The organism is Curtobacterium uvaldense, assembly GCF_028307415.1.
Taxonomy (GTDB): Bacteria; Actinomycetota; Actinomycetes; order Actinomycetales; family Microbacteriaceae; genus Curtobacterium.
This window is the reverse complement of the sequence record NZ_JAQMHU010000001.1, coordinates 198,144-218,537: the sequence shown is the minus strand read 5'-3', so window position 1 is coordinate 218,537 and position 20,394 is coordinate 198,144. Positions and strand designations below refer to the sequence as shown.

The following is a 20,394-nucleotide window of genomic DNA, read 5'->3' as shown; positions in this document are numbered from 1 at the left end:
CCACATGGACCACTCGGCTGACCGACAACTAGCGTGCTGCTGTCCCCCGATCGGGGGCGGTCCCCGACTCGAAGGTCACCAGGTCTCCATGCGCCGATCCCTCCGCACCGCCGTCGCCACGAGCGCGGCACTCCTCGTCGTGTCCACCGTCCTCACCGCGGCGCCGGCCGACGCGCACGGCTGGACGCCGCCCGCTCACGGCCCCGACTCCTCGCTCGCCCCGAGGACGCACTTCACGATGGCCGCGGACGGCTCCTCCGGCACCACGGAGGGCGGCGAGGGCATCCCGAACATCGACTCCGTCAAGAAGACCATCGCCACCTACTACGGCGACCCCGGCACCGGACTCGCGAACCGAACCGACTCCCCCTACGTCCGCGAGGTGCGGTCGATCGTCGACCGCGAGACGCGCCAGCTCCGCCGCATCCACGACCGCGCCGTCCGGCACGGGCAGCGCCCGGCGATCGTCCTCGACGCCGACGACACCACGCTGTGGACCTACGACATGGAGGTCGCGGACATGCACTTCGTCTTCGACCCCGCGCGCCAGGACGATTGGGTGCAGGACCAGCGCTTCCCCGCGACCCCGTCCATGGTCGGCTTCGTGAACCGCGCGCAGGCGATGGGCTTCACCGTGTTCGGCCTGACCGGCCGCACCGACGACCAGAAGACGGCGACCGTGCAGAACCTGGCGAAGGTGGGCTACACGGCCTTCTCCGAGGACCACTTCTTCACGAAGTGGACGGGGACCGGCGCGTCCCAGCAGCCGTCCTGGATCACCTGCGCAGCCGCGAAGTGCACCACCGTCGAGTACAAGGCACTCACCCGGAAGCACATCGAGCAGGACCTCGGCTACGACATCGCACTGAACGTCGGTGACCAGTGGAGCGACCTGCAGGGCGGGTACGCCGACCGGACGCTGAAGCTGCCGAACCCCACGTACTCCCTGCCCTCGGCGGACCTGCCCGGCGTGCGCGAACCGCGCCTCGCCCCGAGGACCCACTTCACGATGGCCGCCGACGGCTCCTCCGGCGCCACGCAGGGCGGCGAGGGCATCCCGAACATCGACTCCGTCAAGAAGACCATCGCCACCTACTACGGCGACCCCGGCACCGGACTCGCGAACCGCACCGACTCCCCCTACGTCCGCGAGACGGCCCGGCTCGTGGCACGACAGGCCCCCGCGATCGCCCGGCAGTGCTCCGTCGCCCGGCAGCAGCACCGCAACCCGGCGATCGTCCTGGACGCCGACGACACGACGCTGTGGACCTACGACATGGAGGTCGCCGCGATGCACTTCGTGTTCGACCCCGCACTGCAGGACGAGTGGGTGCAGGACCAGCGCTTCCCCGCGACGCCGGGCATGCCGACGCTCGTCGCCGCCGCGCAGCAGGCGGGCTGCACCGTCATCGGCGTGACCGGTCGGAACGAGGCGCAGCAGGACGCCACCATCGCGAACCTGCACGCCGTCGGCTACCCGCAGTTCGCCGCGACCACCGGCGGGAACCGGACCTACTACACGAAGTGGACCGGCACCGGCAGCTCCCAGCAGCCGTCGTACGTGACCTGCGCCGCCGCGAAGTGCACGACGGTCGAGTACAAGGCGCAGACCCGGGCGCACATCGAGTCCCCCGCCGGCGGCGGGTACGACGTGGTCGCGAACCTCGGCGACCAGTACAGCGACCTGCTCGGCGGATCGTCGGACCGGAGCGTCAAGCTGCCGAACCCGACCTACTACCTGCCCTAGCCGAGCGGCCCGACAACGACGGAACCCCCGGTCGGACAGTGTCCGACCGGGGGTTCCGGTGTCGAGCCGCCTGTCGGAATCGAACCGACGACCTATTCATTACGAGTGAATCGCTCTGCCGACTGAGCTAAGGCGGCGGACGCTCCGTTCCCGGAGCGGCACGAGCAATGACTATACAGGTTCAGACGAGCGAACGCGAAACGAGCGCGCCGAGCTCGTCGAACGACCGCTGGAGCTCCTCGGTCAGCTGCGTCTCGGTGGCCCCGTCGGACCACTCCCACCAGGCGTGTCGGAGCGCTGCCAGCGCCACCACCGACGCGAGCCGGGCGCGGCGCCGCAGCGCGTCTGGGTCCGACGCCAGGTCGGGTTCCGTGTCCGCGAGCCGCCCCGCCACGGCCTCCTCGATCTCGGCCTGGAACTCCTTCATCGAGGCCATCCGCCGCGTGAACAGCTCCGGAGCGGCGCGGAGCACCTGCTGCCGTTCCGCGAGCAGCCCGCGTTCTTCCACCAGCTCGCCCGTCGCGTGCACGAGCAGGGTGCCGAGGTCGGACAGGAGCTCGCCGCTCGGTCCCCCGGCGCGGAAGGTGTCGAGCGCCGGTCCCGTCGGCAGCGTCGGGTCGTCCCCGAGGAGCGCCTGTTCCTTGCTCGGGAAGTAGTTGAAGAACGTCCGCGGGGACACGTCCGCTCGTCGGGCGATCTCGTCGACGGTGACGGCGGGCCAGCCGGAGTCGAGTGCGATCCGCAGGGCGGCCTGCTGGATCGCGAGACGGGTGGCGCGGCGCTTGCGCTCACGCAGTCCGGGTGCGGCTTCGGGCATGTCGCGATCTTCTCACGGTGGTCGGGGCGATCGGCTGCGGGGTCGCGCAGGGTCCGGTGGGTGGAGGCTGACCGGCCGGGAGGCACGGCGCACGCCCGCCCCGCGACCCCGGTCGCCAGGGGTCCGGTGTCACGGCGGTCCGGGCCGCGCGGGTCAGGGTGGCGCGGGCCGCACGGGTCAGGGTGGCGCGGGCCAGCGGGTCGCGCGGGTCAGCGGGCCACGCGGGTCAGCGGGTCGCGCGGGCCACGGTCACGAGCAGCGCCTCGAGCGCGAGCAGTGCCGCGACGTTCGCCGCGATCCGCGAGCGGGCGAGCGACACCGCGTCGAGCACCTCGAGCGCCGCGGACGGCGGCACCACCTCGAGCGCCCGGTCCAGCTGGTCGCGCATCGACAGGTTCACCGGCTCTGCCGGCGCACCGAGGCCGAGCAGGAGCAGGTCGCGGTACAGCGACGAGACGTCGACGAGGATCCGGTCGAGTCCGTCGCGCAGGCTGCGGGTCGCCCGGCGCTTCTGGTCCTCCTCCAGCGCCCGCAGCTGCGACCGCAGCGCCGGTGGCACCGTGCCGCCCGGCTCCACGCCGAGTGACCGCAGGGCTGCGTCCCGCTCCTCGCCGTCCCGCTGCTGCGTGATCGCCTTGGCGTCCTCGTCGGCGACCGCCAGGAGCTCGGCGGCGGCCATCACGGCGTCGCCGACCGAGCGCACCCCGAGCACGGTCTCGAGTGTCCGGCGTCGGCGTGTGCGGGCGTCCTCGCTCGTCGCCAGTCGCTGCGCCATCCCGATGTGGCTCTGCGCCTGCCGCGCGGCATCGGTCGCGAGGGCCCGGTCGACCCCGGTCCGGGCCACGATGAGCTCCGCGACGGACGCGACGTCGGGCACCCGGAGCCGCACCGAGCGCACGCGGGACCGGATCGTCGGTAGCAGGTCCGCCTCGCTCGGCGCGCACAGGATCCACACCGTCCGCTCCGGCGGCTCCTCGAGTGCCTTGAGCAGCAGGTTGGAGGTGCGCTCCGTCATGCGGTCGGCGTCCTCGATGATCACCACGCGGTACCGACCGACCGAGGGCGAGTAGTACGACGACGTCACCAGCTGACGGATCTCGTCGATCGTGATGATGACGCGTTGTGTGGTGAGCACCGACACGTCGGGGTGCGTGCGCGCGGTGATCTGCCGCAGGGCGTGGTCGTCGTCCGCTCCGGCACCGACCAGGGCGGCAGCGAAGGCGGTGGCGACGTTCGACCGGCCGGACCCGGGCGGCCCGGTGATCAACCACGAGTGGGTCATGCCACCGGTCCCGTCGGGAGCCTCGGCCGCACTGCGCAGGGCCGCGACGGCGTCGTCCTGTCCGGTCAGGCCGTCCCACACGCTCACGAGGACATCCTGTCAGCAGCCACCGTCACGCCGGACCGTCCTCGTCCGCGATCCCGACGACGGCACCGACCGCGGCGCGGACCGCGCGGTGGACCGTGTCGGCAGGCTGCCCGGCGTCCACGACGAGGAAGCGTTCCGGCTCCGCATCGGCAGCGTCCAGGAAGGCCCGTCGGACGGTCTCGTGGAACGACGCCGCCTCGGACTCCAGGCGGTCGAAGACGTCGCCCCGAGCTGCCGCGACCCGGCTCCGCCCGACCGTGACGTCGAGGTCGAGCAGCACCGTCAGGTCCGGGAGCAGGCCGTCGGCCGCCCAGTCGGACACCGAGCGGATGCGCTCGGCACCCAGACCCCGTGCAACGCCCTGGTACGCCACCGACGAGTCGATGTACCGGTCCTGCAGGACGACCTCCCCCCGGGCGAGCGCGGGGCGGACGACCGTCTCGACGTGGTGCGCCCGGTCCGCGGCGTAGAGGAGGGCCTCGGCGCGCGCCGAGACGTGCCCGCGCTCGTGCAGCACCATCTCGCGGATGCGCTGCCCGAGCTCCGTGCCGCCGGGTTCACGCGTGCGGACGACCGTCCGACCGTGCTCCTCGAGCCATCTGCTGAGGAGCTCGGCCTGGGTGGTCTTGCCCGCGCCGTCGCCGCCCTCGAGCGTGATGAAGCGCCCGGTCACTTCTTCTTGGCCGCGGTCTTCCGCGCCGGCGCCTTCTTCTTCACCGGCCCCTTGGCACGCTTGTCCGCGAGCAGCTGCACGGCACGGGCGTGGTCGACGGTCTCGACGTCCTCGCCGCGCGGGATCGTCGCGTTCGTCTCACCGTCGGTGACGTACGGACCGAAGCGGCCGTCCTTCACCTTGATGGGCTTCCCGGACACGGGGTCCGCCTCGAACTCCTTGAGCGCGGCCGTGGCAGCGCGTCGGCCGCCGTACTTGGGCTGCGCGAAGAGCTCCACCGCACCGGGCAGGTCGATCTCGAAGATCGCGTCCTCGCTCGGCAGCGTGCGGGTGTCCGTGCCCTTCTTGATGTACGGGCCGTAACGACCGTTCTGCGCCGTGATGTCGTCGCCGGACTCCGGGTCCTTGCCGACGACGCGGGGCAGGTCGAGGAGCTTGAGCGCGGTCTCGAGGTCCACGGTCTGCGGGTCCATCGACTTGAAGAGCGACGCGGTGCGTTCCTTCGGCGCCGCGGCCTTCTTCGTCGTCTTCTTCGCGGGGGCCTTCGCGCCCTTCGCGGTGGTGGTCGCCTGGTCCGCGGCTGCGGGTGCTGCATCGGCGGCCGGCTCGGTGACCTCGCCCGTCGACGGGTCGACGGTCGGTTCGGGCTCGGGGGTGCGCTCGGTGACGTACGGCCCGAAGCGACCGTCCTTCGCCAGGACCTCCTTGCCCGTCTCGGGGTTGATGCCCACCACGCGGTCGCCCACGACGGGTGCCTCGACGAGCTCGCGGGCCTTGTCGGTCGTCAGCTCGTCGGGCGCCAGGTCCTCGGGCACGTTGACGCGACGGGGCTTCTCGGGGTCGTCGCTCGGCACCTCGATGTAGGGGCCGTACCGCCCGATCCGCAGGGTCAGACCCGGCGCGAGCTCGACGGAGTTGATGTCGCGCGCGTCGATCTCGCCCAGGTTGTCGATGACGGTCCGGAGCCCGCGGTGGTCGTCGCCGCCGAAGTAGAAGCCCTTGAGCCAGTCGGTGCGGTCGGCGTCGCCGCTCGCGATGCGGTCGAGGTCCTCTTCCATGCCGGCGGTGAAGTCGTACTGCACGAGGTCGCCGAAGTGGTCCTCGAGGAGCCGGACCACGCTGAACGCGATCCAGTTCGGGACGAGGGCACTCCCGCGCTGCGTGACGTACCCGCGGTCCATGATCGTCGAGATGATGGCGGCGTAGGTCGACGGACGACCGATGCCGAGTTCCTCGAGCGTCTTCACCAGGCTCGCCTCGGTGTAACGCGGCGGAGCCGACGTGTCGTGGCCCTTGGCCTCGACCTCGGTGACGCCGAGGTGGTCGCCCTCGGCCATCTGTGGGAGCTTGGCATCGCCGTTCTCGCCCCCGCCGTGGCGCTCCTCGTCGCGGCCTTCCTCGTAGGCGTTGAGGAAGCCGCGGAAGGTGATCACGGTGCCCGACGCGGTGAACTCGGCGTCCGTCCCGTTCGCCGTCGAGGCGACCCCTGCGACGCTGTCGGTCGACGTGATGCCGAGGACGACCGACGCGGTCGAACCCTTGGCGTCGGCCATCTGCGAGGCGACCGTCCGCTTCCAGATGAGGTCGTAGAGCTTCCAGTCGTTGCCCCGCAGCACGCCGTTCATCTCGGACGGGGTGCGGAACGTGTCGCCGGCGGGGCGGATGGCCTCGTGGGCCTCCTGCGCGTTCTTGCTCTTGCCGGCGTAGCTGCGTGGCTTGTCGGGGATCGTCTCCGGCCCGTACAGCGCCGAGGCCTGCTTGCGCGCGGCGGTGATCGCCTGCTGCGACAGCGACGAGGAGTCCGTACGCATGTAGGTGATGTGGCCGTTCTCGTACAGCGACTGCGCGACGCTCATCGTCTGCCGAGCGGAGAAGCGGAGCTTGCGAGCCGCCTCCTGCTGCAGGGTCGACGTCGTGAACGGTGCGGCGGGCCGACGGGTGTACGGCTTCGACTCGACGCTGCGGACGACGGCGTCGCCGGCCCGCTCGAGCACGGTGGTGAGCGCCGCGGCCGAGGCCTCGTCCAGGCGGACGGCCTCGCCCTTGAGCGCGCCGCGGTCGTCGAAGTCGCGACCCGAGGCGACACGGGTGCCCTGCAGTCGGGCGAGGCGCGCCGTGAAGGCGGTGTCGCCGACCTTCTCGAACCGAGCCGTCAGGTCCCAGTAGTTCGCCGACACGAACGCCAGGCGCTCGCGCTCCCGGTCGACGACGAGTCGCGTCGCCGCCGACTGCACACGACCGGCGGACAGCCCGGGGCCGACCTTGCGCCACAGCACCGGCGAGACCTCGTACCCGTAGAGACGGTCGAGGATGCGGCGGGTCTCCTGCGCGTCGACCAGGGCGGTGTCGAGCTCACGGGTGGCCTCCTTCGCACGCTGGATGGCCTCCTTGGTGATCTCGTGGAACACCATGCGCTTGACCGGCACCTTCGGCTTGAGCACCTGCAGGAGGTGCCACGCGATCGCCTCGCCCTCGCGGTCCTCATCTGTTGCGAGGAAGAGCTCGTCGGCGTCCTTCAGGGCGCGCTTCAACTCGGTGACGGTCTTCTTCTTCGCGTCGGAGACGACGTAGTAGGGCTCGAAGCCGTTGTCGACGTCGACCGAGAACTTCCCGAGGGAGCCCTTCTTGAGCTCAGCCGGCAGGTTCTTGGGCTCGACGAGGTCGCGGATGTGTCCGACGGACGCCTGGACCTCGTATCCGTCGCCGAGGTATTGCGCGATCGTCTTCGCCTTCGCAGGGCTCTCGACGATCACGAGCTTCTTCGTGCCTGGCACGTGACTCCTTGATCGATGGTGCGCGCCGGCCCAGGACCGCAACGGTGTCCGGGTCGACCGGGACAACGGTGACCGGGGGCCGACGTGCACACCATACACACACTGGTCGGGCAGCCCGCGTGGCGGCCCGGCGACGGCCACTGCGCTCACGGCGAACGGTCCGGAGCCCGCCACCGTCCGGACCCGGGCGGCGGAGCCCGCGGTGGCGCAGGCGTCGAGTGCGGCACCGTTGGCGCGTGCCACGCGTCCGGCGACGGCGCAGGGGGCGCCGGGAAGACGGTGCACGAGCACCGCAGCGGCGGCGAGCACTGCGGCGTCGGCGGCGGTGCGCGTCCGTTCGAGCAGCACGCGCGTCCGAGCACCGGCGAGCGCCGCGGAGCCGACGAGCAGCGCGAGCGCCAGCACGGCGACGAGGGCGACGGTCACCGAACCGCGGTCCGGTGCCCTGCGGACCGCGACGGTCCCGGTCGGCCGCACGCGCCGGTCGGGTCCCGACGGCCGCGTCATCCGCCCCCTCCTGCCGCGCAGCCGGTCGCGCGGAGCGGCAGGACCGCGAAGGGACCGGCCGGGGTCCCCTGCACGTCCACGCACACCAGACCGTCCTCGTGGCGGACCCGTGAGGTGGAACCGGGCACGGTGGCGAGTGCCGCGGCGGCCGTCCGCTCGTCGTCGCGCCCGAGCGCCCGTGCCGCCGTGCCGGCGACCGACCCGAGCCGCCCGGCACGGTCGACCAGGACCACGCCGGCGACCAGGGAGACCAGGACGAGGGCGACGACCGGGAGCCCGACGGCGAACTCCACGGTCACACTGCCGCGGTCGGACGCGGACGGACGGAGCCCGGTCACGGGACCAGTGCCCCGCGGACGAGGTCGGTCAGGATCTGCTGGACCTCGCCCGAGCGCATCACGGCGACGAGCACACCGGCGAACGCCACCGCGGCGAGGATGACGACGGCGTACTCGGCGGTGGCCGACCCGCGGTCGTCCCCGGGGCGGCACCGACGACGTCCGGCACCGGGACGAGCGGGGACGTGCACGCTCGCGGCCCACCCTCGGGCGACGCCCGCCGTGTCTCCCGGTGACGGCACCGGCGCCGGGACCCGTGTCGGCTGCGGAGGTGTCGAGTCGGTCATGGTGTTCCCCTCTCTCTGTGGTGGTCCCACGTTCGCCCACCGGGGGCACCGTCCGACGCTCGGCGGGTCGGTCTGTGGACGGTTCAGCGGAGACCACCGACGGTGGAGGAGAGGACCCCGACCACGACCGGCACGACGCCCACCAGGACGAACGCCGGCAGGACGCACACGCCGAGCGGCAGCACGAGCCGGACGGCCAGTCGCTCCGCCGCAGCGAGGCCCGCCGCAGCGGCGTCGTCCCGGGCGTCCTCGGCAGCGGCGCGCAGCAGCTCCGCGGCGGGCACCCCGGCGCGACGACTCAGGACCAGCACCTCGTGCAGCCGCGCCGCCTCGACCCCGTCACCGGCGGTTGCTCCGAGGGCTCCGCGCACGGCTGCTTCCGCCGACTGCCACGACCCACCACCGGTCAGCGCCACCGCCCACGCGTCGAGCAGGACGCCCGGCACGTGCCCGTCCGGCGTCACGGCGTCGACCAGCCGTCGGGTCCAGCGCTGCCCGACGAGCACGAGTCCTGCCGCCGCTGCGCAGCAGATCCACCCGACCGGCCGGGTGAGGAGCACGACGAACGCGTCCGCGCCCCACACCGAACCGAGTCCGAGCCCGAGGAGCGGCAGCGCCAGCACGACCCGAGCACTCGTGCGCGGTCCCGACAGGGCGACCCGGACGGCACGGTCGGACGCGGCTGTCCGGCGCATCGCCGCGGCGAGGGCGCGCAGGGCACCGGCAGAGGGCGCCCCGGTCCGCTCCGCCACCTGCAGGACGAGGCGGACGTCCTGCCAGGCGGGAGCGTCGGCCTCGGGCACGCCACCCAGGAGGGCCCAGGCCCGCGGTGGTGGCACCCCCGCACCGACGAGCACCGCGACCCGGTCCAGCACGCGCGCGGCTCCAGCTGCGTCCGGACCGACCCGACCGTGGCGGCGACTCACGGGCCGGCGCGTCCGACCGGGCGGACCTCGAGCCGCCCGTCGCGGTCGATCCCGCACGTCCCGACCGCCGTGATCCCCCGCCACGACGACCGCCGCTCGACGTGCACGACGAGGTCGACCGCGCTGACGACCTGTCGCGCGAGTGCCTGCGGGCCGAGACCGGCCAGTGCCCCGAGGGCCTCGAGCCGCGCTCCGACGTCGGCCAGACCGTTCGCGTGCAGGGTGCCGGCCCCGCCGTCGTGCCCGGTGTTCAGGGCCCCGAGGAGCTCACGGACCTCGGCACCCCGGCACTCCCCCACCACCAACCGGTCCGGGCGCATCCGGAGTGCCTCGCGCACGAGCCGGTCGAGCCCGAGCGCACCGGTGCCCTCGGCGGTCGCCTGTCTCGCCTCGAGCGTGACGACGTGCGGGTGCTCGACCCGGAGCTCCGCGGTGTCCTCGACCGTGACGATCCGCTCGTCGTGCGGCACCGCGCCGAGCATCGCCGCGAGCACGGTCGTCTTCCCGCTGCCGGTGGCACCCGTGACCAGGACGTTGCGCCTCCGGGCGACCGCGTCCTCGAGCACGGCCCGGGGGACGACACGGAAGGCACCGAGACGTTCCAGGCCGGCGAGCGTCGGGCGCTCCGGTCTCGGCAGCCGGACGGACAGCGCGGTGCCGCCGACGGACACCGGCGCGAGGACGACGTGCACGCGCACCCCGTCGCCGTGCCGCACGTCGGCGCACGGCGTGGTCTCGTCGACGTGACGGCCGCCGAGGGCGACGAGCTCGGCGGCGAGCGCTCGCGCACGCCGCTCCGGGAGCTCGGGGCGGACGCGTTCGAGGCCGCGACCCCGGTCGATCCAGGTGCCCTGCCCGCCGACGACGAGCACGTCGGTCGTCTCCGCGTCAGCGACCAGGGCCGCGAGCTCCTCGAACACCGACGGATCGAGGGCCCTGCGACGCCGAGCACGCGCGGCGCCCGGCAGGAACGGCACGCCGCCCGGCTCAGCAGGGGCGCCGGGACCGGTGGCGTCGTGATCGGCCCCGGGGGCGTCGGCTCGGTGGCGGTGCATGCGGTCGACGCTAGGTCGGTCGGCGGCGGCCACGGCAGGAATCGGTATGTCGTGTGGACGGCTCCCGCTCGACACCCTCGAGGTGCCGTGTTGTACCCCGTTACGCAAAGCCGTACCCCGTTCGGTGTCCGCAGGCGACCGTGCGGAACCGACGGCACCGGGCCGGGCGGCCGGTCGCCCGGGCACCCTCCGAGCGGACGCCGTCGCGAGCGGCCCTGCAACGAGGACGTGGACAAGTCTGTCCACTCTTCGGCACCAGGACGCCGATCGAGCCGTGCCACCCGGACACGCTGCGCAACAGGCGTCGGGGAAAAAGAAGAGGCGGCACCTGTTGGGGGGAACCGGTGCCGCCTTGACATCGGTGGATTGGGGGGAATCCGGCCCGGTGCCACCGGAAACGAGTCCGGCAGGAACCACTGTACCCCATGACGACCCGTGCTCGGCAACCCCTCGGCCGGAATGTCCGCGGGGCCCCGCAGCACGGTCCCGCACCGGGGGTAGTCTCCGACTGCACCCCAGCCGCAACGATGCGAGAGGACACCGATGTCCACACCGACCCAGGCCGACGAACGCCACGAGGACGGCCCGACCTTCGCTCCGCCGGCGGACTTCGTCGCGGACGCCGTCGCGCGGGAGGACCTGCACGAGGCGGCCGCCGCTGACCGCGAGGCGTTCTGGGCGGACCAGGCCCGGACCCTGCTCGACTGGCGCACACCGTTCACCCGGACACTCGACTGGTCGGGCGCGCCGTTCGCGAAGTGGTTCGACGACGGCACCCTCAACGTGGCCGAGAACTGTCTCGACCGGCACGTCCGCGCGGGCAACGGCGACCGGGTCGCGATCCACTTCGAGGGTGCACCCGGCGACACGCGCCGGATCACCTACGCGGAACTCACCGCCGAGGTGCAACGCGCCGCGAACATGCTCACCGACCTCGGCGTCGCGCAGGGCGACCGCGTGGTCGTCTACATGCCGCTGATCCCGGAGGCGGTCGTCACGATGCTCGCCGTCGCCCGGATCGGCGCCGTCCACTCGGTCGTCTTCGGCGGCTTCAGCGCCGAGAGCCTGCGCGCCCGCATCGAGGACGCCGGCGCGAAGCTCGTCGTCACCGCCGACGGGGGCTGGCGGCGCGGCGCGGTCTCCCCGCTGAAGCCCGCGGTGGACGAGGCACTGGCCGGCGAGGGCACCGACTCCGTCGAGCACGTGCTCGTGGTCAGGCGCGGCGGCAACGACATCGCCTGGAACGACCGCGACCTGTGGTGGCACGACGAGCTCGCGAAGGCAGCCCCCGAGCACGAGGCGCGGGCGTTCCCCGCCGAGACGCCCCTGTTCGTCCTCTACACCTCGGGCACCACCGGGAAGCCGAAGGGGATCGTGCACACCTCCGGCGGCTACCTGACACAGGCCGCCTACACGCACCGGAACGTCTTCGACATGCACCCGGAGAAGGACGTCTACTGGTGCACCGCCGACATCGGCTGGATCACCGGGCACTCCTACGTCGTCTACGGCCCGCTCGCGAACGGCGTCACGCAGGTGCTCTACGAGGGCACCCCGGACGAGCCGCAGCCCGGCCGCTGGTGGGACATCGTCGACAGCTACGGCGTCACCGTCCTCTACACCGCGCCGACCGCCGTGCGCGCCGCGATGAAGGCCGGCCGGCAGATCCCCGAGGCGCGGAGCCTCGAGTCCCTCCGCCTGCTCGGCAGCGTCGGCGAGCCGATCAACCCCGAGGCGTGGCAGTGGTACCGGCAGGTCATCGGCCACGACCGGACGCCGATCGTCGACACCTGGTGGCAGACCGAGACCGGCGCGATCATGATCTCGGCGCTGCCCGGCGTGACGAAGCTGAAGCCCGGAGCCGCACAGACCCCGCTGCCGGGCATCGTCGCCGAGATCATCGACGAGGAGGGCCACCGCGCCGACCCCGGCGAGAGCGGCTACCTGACGATCACGGAGCCGTGGCCGTCGATGGCCCGTGGCATCTGGAACGATCCCGACCGCTTCGTCGAGACCTACTGGAGCCGCTTCCCCGGCCGCTACTTCGCCGGCGACGGCGCGCGGCTGGACGGGCAGGGCGACATCTGGGTGCAGGGTCGCGTCGACGACGTCATGAACGTCTCCGGCCACCGGCTCTCCACCGCCGAGATCGAGTCGGCCCTGGTCGGGCACGAGGGCGTCGCCGAGGCCGCCGTCGTCGGTGCCGCGGACGAGACGACCGGCCAGGCCGTCGTCGCGTTCGTCATCCTGACCGCCGAGGCGGCCGAGGGTGCCGACCGCGACGCGGTCGCGAAGGAACTCCGCGACTGGGTCGGCAAGCGCATCGGTGCGATCGCGAAGCCCCGGCAGGTCGTCGTGGTCCCGGAGCTGCCGAAGACCCGCTCGGGCAAGATCATGCGTCGCCTGCTGCGCGACGCGGCCGAGGGCCGTCGCATCGGCGACACGACGACGCTCGCCGACCCGACGATCATGGCGACCATCGCAGAGCTCATGTAGCCGGAACGACGCGAGCAGCGCCTCCCGACCGGTCTGGAGGCGCGGCTCGCGTCAGCTGCGTCGCCGACGGTCGGTCAGTCGGTGAGCTCCACCACCAGCTCGACCTCGACCGGTGCGTCCAGCGGGAGCACGGCCACGCCCACCGCGCTGCGCGCGTGGACGCCGGCGTCCCCGAACACCTCGCCGACGAGCGTCGACGCGCCGTTGGCGACCGCGGGCTGCCCGGTGAAGGACGGGTCCGACGCGACGAACACCGTCACCTTGACGACCCGGGCGACCCGGTCCAGCGAGCCCGCGACCGACTGCACTGCGGCGAGGGCGTTGAGCGCGGCCACGCGCGCCTGGGCGGTGGCGGTGTCCGCGTCGACCGCGGCACCGACCTTGCCCGTGACCGACAACGCCCCGTCGACGAAGGGCAGCTGCCCGGCCGTGTACACGTACTGCCCGGTGAGGACGGCCGGCACGTAGGCGGCGACGGGCGCAGCCACCTCCGGGATCGTCAGACCGAGCTCCGCGAGGCGGTCGGCGGTGCTCACGCGTCGGCCTTCGGGCGCTTCAGGTAGGCGACGAGCCCGCCCTCGGGGCCGCTGACGACCTGGACCAGCTCCCACCCCTCGGAACCGAAGTTGTTGAGGATCGCGGCCGTGTTGTGGATGAACAACGGAGCGGTGAAGTACTCCCACTGAGTCATGCGGTTCCTTGCCAGCCTTTCAGTCGTGGGCGTCGTTTAGGCTGCATCCTATGTCTGCCCAGAAGTCTGCCTCGCGGACCAAGCCCGTCTCCGCGATCGGCGCCTTCGTCGGTTTCGTCGGTTTCAGTGCGCTCGCTGGTCTGCTGGTCACGATCGGGGTCACCCCGGCGATCGCCGTCGCCGGCGTCACGACGACCTCGACCATCGGCGTGTTCGAGTCCCTGCCGGAGTACATCGAGATCGGTGACCTCCCGCAGCGCAACGAGATCTACGCCTACGCGAACGGGCAACCGGTCAAGCTCGCGACGGTCTACGACCAGAACCGCGAGGAGCTCAAGTACGACCAGATCAGCGACCAGCTGAAGAACGCCGCGATCGACGGCGAGGACAAGCGCTTCTGGGACCACGGTGGCGTCGACATGACCTCGCTCGTCCGCGCCGGCGTCGGCAGCATCGCCGGCGGCCTCGGCGAGTCCGGCGGTGGCTCGACCCTGACGATGCAGCTCGTCCGCAACATCAAGATGCAGCAGGCCCTCGAGCTCCCGTCCGAGGAAGAGCGCCAGAAGGCGTACAACGACGCCGTCGAGCAGACCATCCCCCGCAAGCTCGAGGAGATGAAGCTCGCCATCGGTCTGGCGAAGAAGTACTCGCACAAGGAGATCCTGACCGGGTACCTCAACATCGCCTACTTCGGCGACCAGACGTACGGCGTGCAGGCCGCCGCACAGCACTACTTCAACAAGTCGGCGACCGACCTCACGCCGGCCGAGGCGGCCTCGATCCTCGCGATCGTGCAGTCCCCGAACACGCGCAACCTGGCGAACGAGAAGAACTACGAGGCGAACAAGGCTCGCCGCGACGTCATCCTCAAGTCGATGTACGCGCAGAAGCACCTGACCAAGGACGAGTTCGACCAGGCGATCGCCTCGAACCCCGCGGACTACGTGCACCTGACCGAGCCGAACCAGGGCTGCCAGTCGGCGGCCGGCAACGGCGCGCAGTTCTTCTGCGACTACGCGGTCAAGGTCGTCAAGCAGATGTCGCAGCTGGGCGGGACCCAGAAGGAGCGCGACCAGGCGTGGCGCAACGGCGGGTACAAGATCCAGACGTCGCTCGACATCAACCTGAACGGGCAGCAGAAGGACCTGCTGAACACCTACGACCCGAACACCGAGTCGCGGTTGCAGCTCGGCAGCGCGCTCAACTCGGTCGAGGCATCGACGGGCCGCATCCTCACGATGGCGCAGAACAAGGACTACGACCAGTCCCTGCAGTCCCCGCCGACGGCGACGTCGATCAACTACAGCGTCGACAAGGAGTACGGCGGCTCGATCGGCTTCCAGGTCGGTTCGACCTACAAGGTGTTCACGCTGCTCGACTGGCTCAAGGCCGGGCACGGCCTGAACGAGAGCGTCAACGGCACCCCGCACAACACGTCCCAGTGGACGCAGTGCGGCTCGACGATCACGTCCCCGTGGGCTCCGAAGAACGACTCGGCGGGTGAGCGGGGCCAGTTCACCGTCGCCCGTGCGACCGCCCTGTCCGTGAACGCCGCGTTCGCGTCGATGGCCGCGAAGCTCGACCTGTGCGACATCCGGCAGACGGCCCAGGACCTCGGTGTGCACTCCGCCGACGAGAAGACGGAGCTGAACGCGTACCCGTCGTCCATCCTCGGGACCAACACCATCGCCCCGCTGACGATGGCTTCGGCCTACGCGACCATCGCCAACGGCGGGACCTACTGCGCACCGATCGCGATCGACCAGGTCACCGACGCCTCCGGCAAGGAGCTCGGCGGCCAGCCGAAGCAGTGCAAGCAGGTACTCGACCCGAGCGTCGCCGCGACCGCTGCGTTCGCGATGCGTGGCACGATCCAGTACGGCACCGCCCAGGGCGCCCAGACCCCGGACGGCACGCAGCTGTTCGCGAAGACGGGTACCACCGACGACGCCGACCAGATCTGGCTCGTCGGCGCGAGCTCGAAGGTCGCGACCGCCTACTGGCAGGGCAACACCGACGGCGCGAAGAACAACCTGCGCCACTACTACAACACCGCGGGGTATGGCTCCTACGCGTCGCAGCGTGCGCACGTGTGGCAGCAGGCGATGATCCCGATCAACCAGCTGCACCCGGCCGACCCGTTCCCGACGCCGTCGCAGACCGCGCTGCGTGGGAACAGCGTCAACGTGCCGGACGTCCGTGGCAAGACCGCGGACGCGGCCCGCGCGACGCTCGCCGGCGCCGGGTTCACCTACGTGGACGGCGGTGCGCAGCCGGGCGGTGGCACGCCGGGCACGGTCTCGTCCACCTCTCCGGGTCCGGGGTCGCTCCTGTCGACCGGGTCCAGCGTGACCGTGTACACGACCGACGGCAGCCAGACGACGGTGCCCCAGGTCACCGGCAAGAGCGTCGGGGATGCCCGCAACGTCCTGCAGGAGTCCGGCTTCACGAAGGTCGCCCTGTCCGGCGAGTACGCGAAGGGCGACGACGGCAACAAGTGCACCGTCGCGGCGGTCGACCCGGGCGAGGGCACCGCGGTCGGGAAGGACGCGACCGTCACCCTGCAGCTGTTCGGCAACAAGGACGGCAAGGCACCGAAGGACTGCAAGTGAGTCGCGGTCGCGCCGCGCTGGGAGTGATCGCAGCGGGCGCGGCCGTCGGAGCGGCGACGGCGGCGTGGGGTTCCCTCGTCGAACGTCGCCGCTTCGGCATCCGCTGGGAGACGGTCCCGGTGCTGCCGCCGGGGTCCCGGGACGTCACCGTCCTGCACCTCTCCGACATCCACATGGCGCCCTGGCAGGCCGACAAGCAGCAGTGGCTCCGCGACCTGAGCCTGGTCGAGCCGGACTTCGTCGTGAACACGGGCGACAACCTCGGGCACCCCACGGCCAACACCGCGGTCGAGTACGCACTCGAACCGTTCCGCGGTGTCCCGGGCGCCTTCGCGCACGGCTCGAACGACTTCTACGGCCCCTCCCCACGGAACCCGTTCAAGTACTTCAGCGGCCCGAGCAGCCACCCCACCGGTCGCCGTCCGGTCGAGCTCGACATCGACCGGCAGACCGCGTTCTTCGAGTCGCTCGGGTGGCTCGACGTCAACGACCAGGCCCACGCGATCGAGCTCCGCGGGTCGCGCTTCGAACTGTTCGGCACCTCGGACGCCCACCGCGACTGGGACCGCCTCGACCTGCTGCCGACCAACGTCGACGAGATGCGCAGCGCCGTGCCGTGGACCGAGGACGAGGACGGCCCCTCCCCCGTCGCGATCGGCGTCACCCACGCCCCGTACCGGCGCGTCCTCGACGCCTTCGTCGACCAGGGTGCGGACATCGTCTTCGCCGGGCACACGCACGGTGGTCAGGTGCAGGTGCCCGGGGTCGGTGCACTCGTCACGAACTCCGACCTGCCCCGGCAGTACGTCAGCGGTCTGCACCGGTGGCAGCACCGTGGGCACTGGTCGTGGCTCGAGGTCTCGGCGGGCATCGGCACGTCGATCTACGCTCCGGTGCGGTTCTCCTGCCGCCCCGAGGCCGTGGTCGTGACCCTCACCGCGAAGACCTCCTGACCCGAGCGGCCGCGACGCGCCCGGGTGTACCGCGAATGGTCGTGAGCACCCTCGAACGTCCGGTAGACTTTCCTGGTCGCTCCGGTTCGGAGCAACCACACCGCGGGGTGTGGCGCAGCTTGGTAGCGCGCCTCGTTCGGGACGAGGAGGTCGCAGGTTCAAATCCTGTCACCCCGACACTGTGTTGAGACAGTAGAACAGCAGGGCCCTGATCCACTCGGATCGGGGCCCTGTTGCTTTCCCGGGACGCTCCTCCCCGCCTGTGTCCGACGACACAACGCTCGGCCGTCGAGCACGTCGACGAGACCGGGGCCGCTACGCTCGCAACCGTCATGACGATCCCCGCCCCGCTCGCCACCGTCCTCGCGGAGATCGGCGCGCACTTCCCCGAGCTCGCCGACGACCCGGTCCTCGCACAGAGCCTCCTGGACAACGTGACGTCCATGATCAGCGAGGCCCACGAGCGTTACGCGACCGGCGACGGGGCCGCGAGTGTCGTGAGCGACCGGTACCTCGACCCCGAGCACCTCGCGACCGGCGTCCTGCACGCCGAGCGTGCACAGCACCCCGCCGGGGCCATGCTGGCGGCCGAGATGCTGTTCGACGCCTACCTGCCGGTCTTCGTCGACGAGGTCGGAGCGCGCACCACGGACGAGGTCCTCCGCGCCACCCGGGCACTGCACGCGGGCGTCTGGAGTCGGTTCCCCGCAGGGGCGATCGCGTACACGGAGGCACTCCGGCAACGGGTGACCTCGACGAACCTCGACTCGCGGGAGCAGATCGCCCGCGACCTGCACGACCGTGTCGCACACGGGGTGCTCGCGGGACTGCAGCGCCTCGACCTGGTGCTGCTCACCGATCCAGCGGAGGCGGAGCGGACCGCGCAGCTCGAGTCCGCGGCGCGGCTGCTCCGAGGGGCGCTGACCGACGTGCAGGACCTCGCGCTCTCCCTGCACGCCAGGGTCGGCCAGGACCGGCTGGACGACGCCCTGCGGCGGCACGTGGACGACCTGTTCCCGGGGGACGACCGCCTGGTGATCACGACGACGGGCGTCGCCGGCACCCTGCCGAACTGGAAGGCCGAGGAGGCGCTGACGATCCTCCTCGAAGCGCTGACCAACCGGCGGAAGCACGCGCCCGGGTCCGCGGCGTCCGTCGAGTTCGCGTGGTCGCCGGGGACGGTGGTCGTGACGGTGCGGGACGACGGCCCCGGGTTCGCTCCCGACGCCGTCGCCGAGGGCCGCCTCGGGCAGCGCACCATGCGTGAGCGGGCCGGTGTGCTCGGCGCCCGACTGGACGTCGAGAGCGCCCCGGGCTCGGGCACCGTCGTCCGGTTGACCGTCCCGAGGGGAGCCATGTGACCGCCGTCACCCACGTCGCGATCGTCGACGACCACCGACTCTTCCGCGAGGGGCTCGCCACGATCCTGGCAGCGGTCCCGACGATCCGGGTCGTCGCGCACGGGGAGCGCCCGTCCGACGTGCTGGACTCCCCCGAGGCGGCCGCGATCGACGTGCTCCTGCTCGACGTCGAGCTCGACGGGCCACCGGCGCGGACCACCATCGCCACCGTCCGCCGCCGACACCCGCACATCAGCGTCGTCGTCCTGACGATGCACCGTGACGCCGTCCTCCGCCGCGCGCTGCTCGACGCCGGAGCCGTGGACCTCGTGACGAAGGACACCCCGAGCCGGGAGCTCGTCGACCGGATCGTCCGAGCGACCCGCAGGGGCGCGGGTCCCGTGACGTTCCCGGTCGACCTGGTCACCGACGCCCGCGCCGGGTCACCGCTCAGCGACCGCGAGCTCGAGGTGCTCCGTCTCGTCGCAGATGCGCGGTCCAACGCCGAGATCGCCACCGAACTCGGGCTCGCCGTCGGCACGGTGAAGCGGCACGTCTACAACGTCTACCGGAAGCTCGACGTCGGGACGCGCGTCGCCGCGATCACCGCCGCGACGCGCCTCGGGCTGCTGGCCTGACGGCTCCCACGGCTGGACGCCCGCAGCGGGCGCCCGGCCGCTAGACCGTCGCCCCCGCCGGCACCAGGCGGCCCTCGGCCTGCAGGGACGCCACCACGTCGAGCGCCTGGTGCCGGTAGCGCGCCTGGGCGGCACCGGGCGCGACGATCACCCCGTCGGCACCGGTGGACGCGACGAGCTCGTTGATCTTCGTGGCGACGTGCTCGCGGTCGCCGTAGGCCTGCCGCTCCGTCCGCGCGGCGATGAACCGGCGCTCGAGGTCCGAGAACTCGTACGCGCGGGCCTCGTCCATGGACACCGGTTCGGGCTTGGCGCCCTGTCGCATCCGGATGAACGAGATCATCCCCGGAGCGCTCTGCTCCTCGACGATCGCGGGGTCCTCGTCGGTGACGACCTGCACGCCGATGAGGGCGTTCGGGGTCTGCCGGAAGCGCGACGGGCGGAACGAGTCGCGGTACAGCGCGAGCGCCGCCTCGGTGTTGTCCGACGCGAAGTGGTGCGCGAAGGCGAACGACACCCCGAGCGCGCCGGCGACCTGCGCGCTGTAGCCCGAGGAACCGAGCAGCCAGAACTCCGGCACGTCGCCGTAGCCCGGGACCGCACGGATGCGCGACAGCGGGTTCGACGCGTCCATGCCGGTGAAGAAGCCGATCAGGTCGGCGAGCTGCTGGGGGAAGTCGTCGACGTCCAGCCGGTCGGTGCGGCGCAACGCCATCGCCGTCGCGCCGTCGGTCCCCGGTGCGCGCCCGATGCCGAGGTCGACGCGGTCGCCGTACAGTGCGCGCAACGTGCCGAACTGCTCGGCGATCACGAGCGGTGCGTGGTTCGGGAGCATCACCCCGCCGGAGCCGATCCGGATGCGTGAGGTCGCGGCACCGACGGCGCTGAGCAGCACGGCGGGCGCCGACGAGGTGATGCCCGGCATGCCGTGGTGCTCGGCGACCCAGACACGCTCGTAGCCGAGCTGCTCGGCGTGCACGGCCATGTCGATCGACCCCTGCAGGGCCTCGGTGTTCGACTGGCCGTACTCGCGGGTGGCCAGGTCGAGGACGGACAGGTGCACGGTGGCGTCGCTCATGCGGACGACAACCGTCGCCGGCGTGCGCGCATTCCGCGCCACGGGCCGGCCTGGAGGCGCGTGGCGGCGCCGCACCGTGCCTCCCGTCCGGCG

At 72.0% G+C, this 20,394-nt stretch carries 17 protein-coding genes and 2 tRNA genes; 7 read left to right on the top strand and 12 right to left on the bottom strand.

Features of this window, described 5'->3' with window-relative positions; genetic code table 11:
* The first annotated feature begins 88 nt into the window (after positions 1–88).
* Positions 89–1,747 carry an HAD family acid phosphatase gene (locus PIJ49_RS01095; RefSeq protein ID WP_271825292.1) on the top strand — a complete coding sequence of 553 codons (1,659 nt, stop codon included), beginning with the start codon at positions 89–91 and terminating at the stop codon, positions 1,745–1,747.
* Positions 1,748–1,811: 64 nt separating this feature from the next.
* Here PIJ49_RS01095 and PIJ49_RS01090 read toward each other — a convergent pair.
* The 9 genes from PIJ49_RS01090 to PIJ49_RS01050 all read right to left on the bottom strand — a co-directional run bounded on the left by PIJ49_RS01090 (position 1,812) and on the right by PIJ49_RS01050 (position 10,493).
* Positions 1,812–1,884: transfer RNA gene (locus PIJ49_RS01090), tRNA-Thr, on the bottom strand.
* A gap of 44 nt (positions 1,885–1,928) precedes the next feature.
* A complete protein-coding gene (locus PIJ49_RS01085) occupies positions 1,929–2,564 on the bottom strand; it encodes a TetR/AcrR family transcriptional regulator (RefSeq protein ID WP_066655137.1) in 636 nt (211 codons plus the stop codon).
* A 226-nt stretch (positions 2,565–2,790) separates the two neighbouring features.
* Complete coding sequence (locus tag PIJ49_RS01080; protein WP_209685105.1) at positions 2,791–3,933, bottom strand: DNA polymerase III subunit delta'; 1,143 nt, start codon at positions 3,931–3,933, stop codon at positions 2,791–2,793.
* Between the two features lie 25 nt (positions 3,934–3,958).
* Positions 3,959–4,606: a dTMP kinase gene (tmk, locus tag PIJ49_RS01075; RefSeq protein WP_066655139.1), complete on the bottom strand. Its 648-nt coding sequence runs from the start codon at positions 4,604–4,606 to the stop codon at positions 3,959–3,961.
* A complete protein-coding gene (gene topA / locus PIJ49_RS01070) occupies positions 4,603–7,380 on the bottom strand; it encodes a type I DNA topoisomerase (RefSeq protein ID WP_209685275.1) in 2,778 nt (925 codons plus the stop codon). The genes tmk and topA overlap by 4 nt, the downstream gene beginning before the upstream one ends.
* Before the next feature lie 503 nt (positions 7,381–7,883).
* Positions 7,884–8,225 (bottom strand): hypothetical protein, encoded by a 342-nt coding sequence (locus tag PIJ49_RS01065; RefSeq protein ID WP_066655141.1) that lies wholly within the window; start codon positions 8,223–8,225, stop codon positions 7,884–7,886.
* Positions 8,222–8,416, bottom strand: coding sequence for a DUF4244 domain-containing protein (locus PIJ49_RS01060; RefSeq protein ID WP_066658434.1), 195 nt, complete (start codon positions 8,414–8,416; stop codon positions 8,222–8,224). The genes PIJ49_RS01065 and PIJ49_RS01060 overlap by 4 nt, the downstream gene beginning before the upstream one ends.
* Positions 8,417–8,595: 179 nt before the next feature.
* Positions 8,596–9,438: a hypothetical protein gene (locus tag PIJ49_RS01055; RefSeq protein ID WP_209685104.1), complete on the bottom strand. Its 843-nt coding sequence runs from the start codon at positions 9,436–9,438 to the stop codon at positions 8,596–8,598.
* Positions 9,435–10,493 (bottom strand): TadA family conjugal transfer-associated ATPase, encoded by a 1,059-nt coding sequence (locus PIJ49_RS01050; RefSeq protein ID WP_271825291.1) that lies wholly within the window; start codon positions 10,491–10,493, stop codon positions 9,435–9,437. Before PIJ49_RS01050 ends, PIJ49_RS01055 begins: the two co-directional genes overlap by 4 nt.
* A 543-nt stretch (positions 10,494–11,036) precedes the next feature.
* On the opposite strand from PIJ49_RS01050, the gene acs reads away from it, so the two are divergent.
* Positions 11,037–12,989: an acetate--CoA ligase gene (gene acs / locus PIJ49_RS01045; protein ID WP_271825290.1), complete on the top strand. Its 1,953-nt coding sequence runs from the start codon at positions 11,037–11,039 to the stop codon at positions 12,987–12,989.
* 74 nt (positions 12,990–13,063) lie between these two features.
* Here acs and PIJ49_RS01040 read toward each other — a convergent pair whose 3' ends face one another.
* Both PIJ49_RS01040 and sp36 read right to left on the bottom strand, forming a co-directional pair.
* Positions 13,064–13,525, bottom strand: a complete 462-nt coding sequence (locus PIJ49_RS01040) for a RidA family protein (protein ID WP_066655154.1) — start codon at positions 13,523–13,525, stop codon at positions 13,064–13,066.
* Positions 13,522–13,680: a Sp36 family protein gene (gene sp36, locus PIJ49_RS01035; protein ID WP_182046010.1), complete on the bottom strand. Its 159-nt coding sequence runs from the start codon at positions 13,678–13,680 to the stop codon at positions 13,522–13,524. Before sp36 ends, PIJ49_RS01040 begins: the two co-directional genes overlap by 4 nt.
* Positions 13,681–13,730: 50 nt before the next feature.
* Here sp36 and PIJ49_RS01030 point away from each other — a divergent pair, with 50 nt between their 5' ends.
* The 5 genes from PIJ49_RS01030 (at position 13,731) to PIJ49_RS01010 (ending at position 19,223) form a co-directional block, all read left to right on the top strand.
* Positions 13,731–16,292 (top strand): transglycosylase domain-containing protein, encoded by a 2,562-nt coding sequence (locus PIJ49_RS01030; protein WP_271825288.1) that lies wholly within the window; start codon positions 13,731–13,733, stop codon positions 16,290–16,292.
* On the top strand, positions 16,289–17,245 hold the full coding sequence (locus tag PIJ49_RS01025) for a metallophosphoesterase (RefSeq protein ID WP_271825287.1): 957 nt from the start codon (positions 16,289–16,291) through the stop codon (positions 17,243–17,245). Before PIJ49_RS01030 ends, PIJ49_RS01025 begins: the two co-directional genes overlap by 4 nt.
* Before the next feature lie 103 nt (positions 17,246–17,348).
* Positions 17,349–17,422 (top strand) — tRNA-Pro (locus tag PIJ49_RS01020).
* Between the two features lie 155 nt (positions 17,423–17,577).
* Positions 17,578–18,606 (top strand): sensor histidine kinase, encoded by a 1,029-nt coding sequence (locus PIJ49_RS01015; protein WP_251154642.1) that lies wholly within the window; start codon positions 17,578–17,580, stop codon positions 18,604–18,606.
* On the top strand, positions 18,603–19,223 hold the full coding sequence (locus tag PIJ49_RS01010) for a response regulator transcription factor (protein ID WP_271825285.1): 621 nt from the start codon (positions 18,603–18,605) through the stop codon (positions 19,221–19,223). The genes PIJ49_RS01015 and PIJ49_RS01010 overlap by 4 nt, the downstream gene beginning before the upstream one ends.
* Before the next feature lie 40 nt (positions 19,224–19,263).
* Here the strand turns inward: PIJ49_RS01010 and PIJ49_RS01005 are convergent, their stop codons facing one another.
* Complete coding sequence (locus PIJ49_RS01005) at positions 19,264–20,301, bottom strand: LLM class flavin-dependent oxidoreductase (protein WP_066655165.1); 1,038 nt, start codon at positions 20,299–20,301, stop codon at positions 19,264–19,266.
* Positions 20,302–20,394 lie beyond the last annotated feature (93 nt).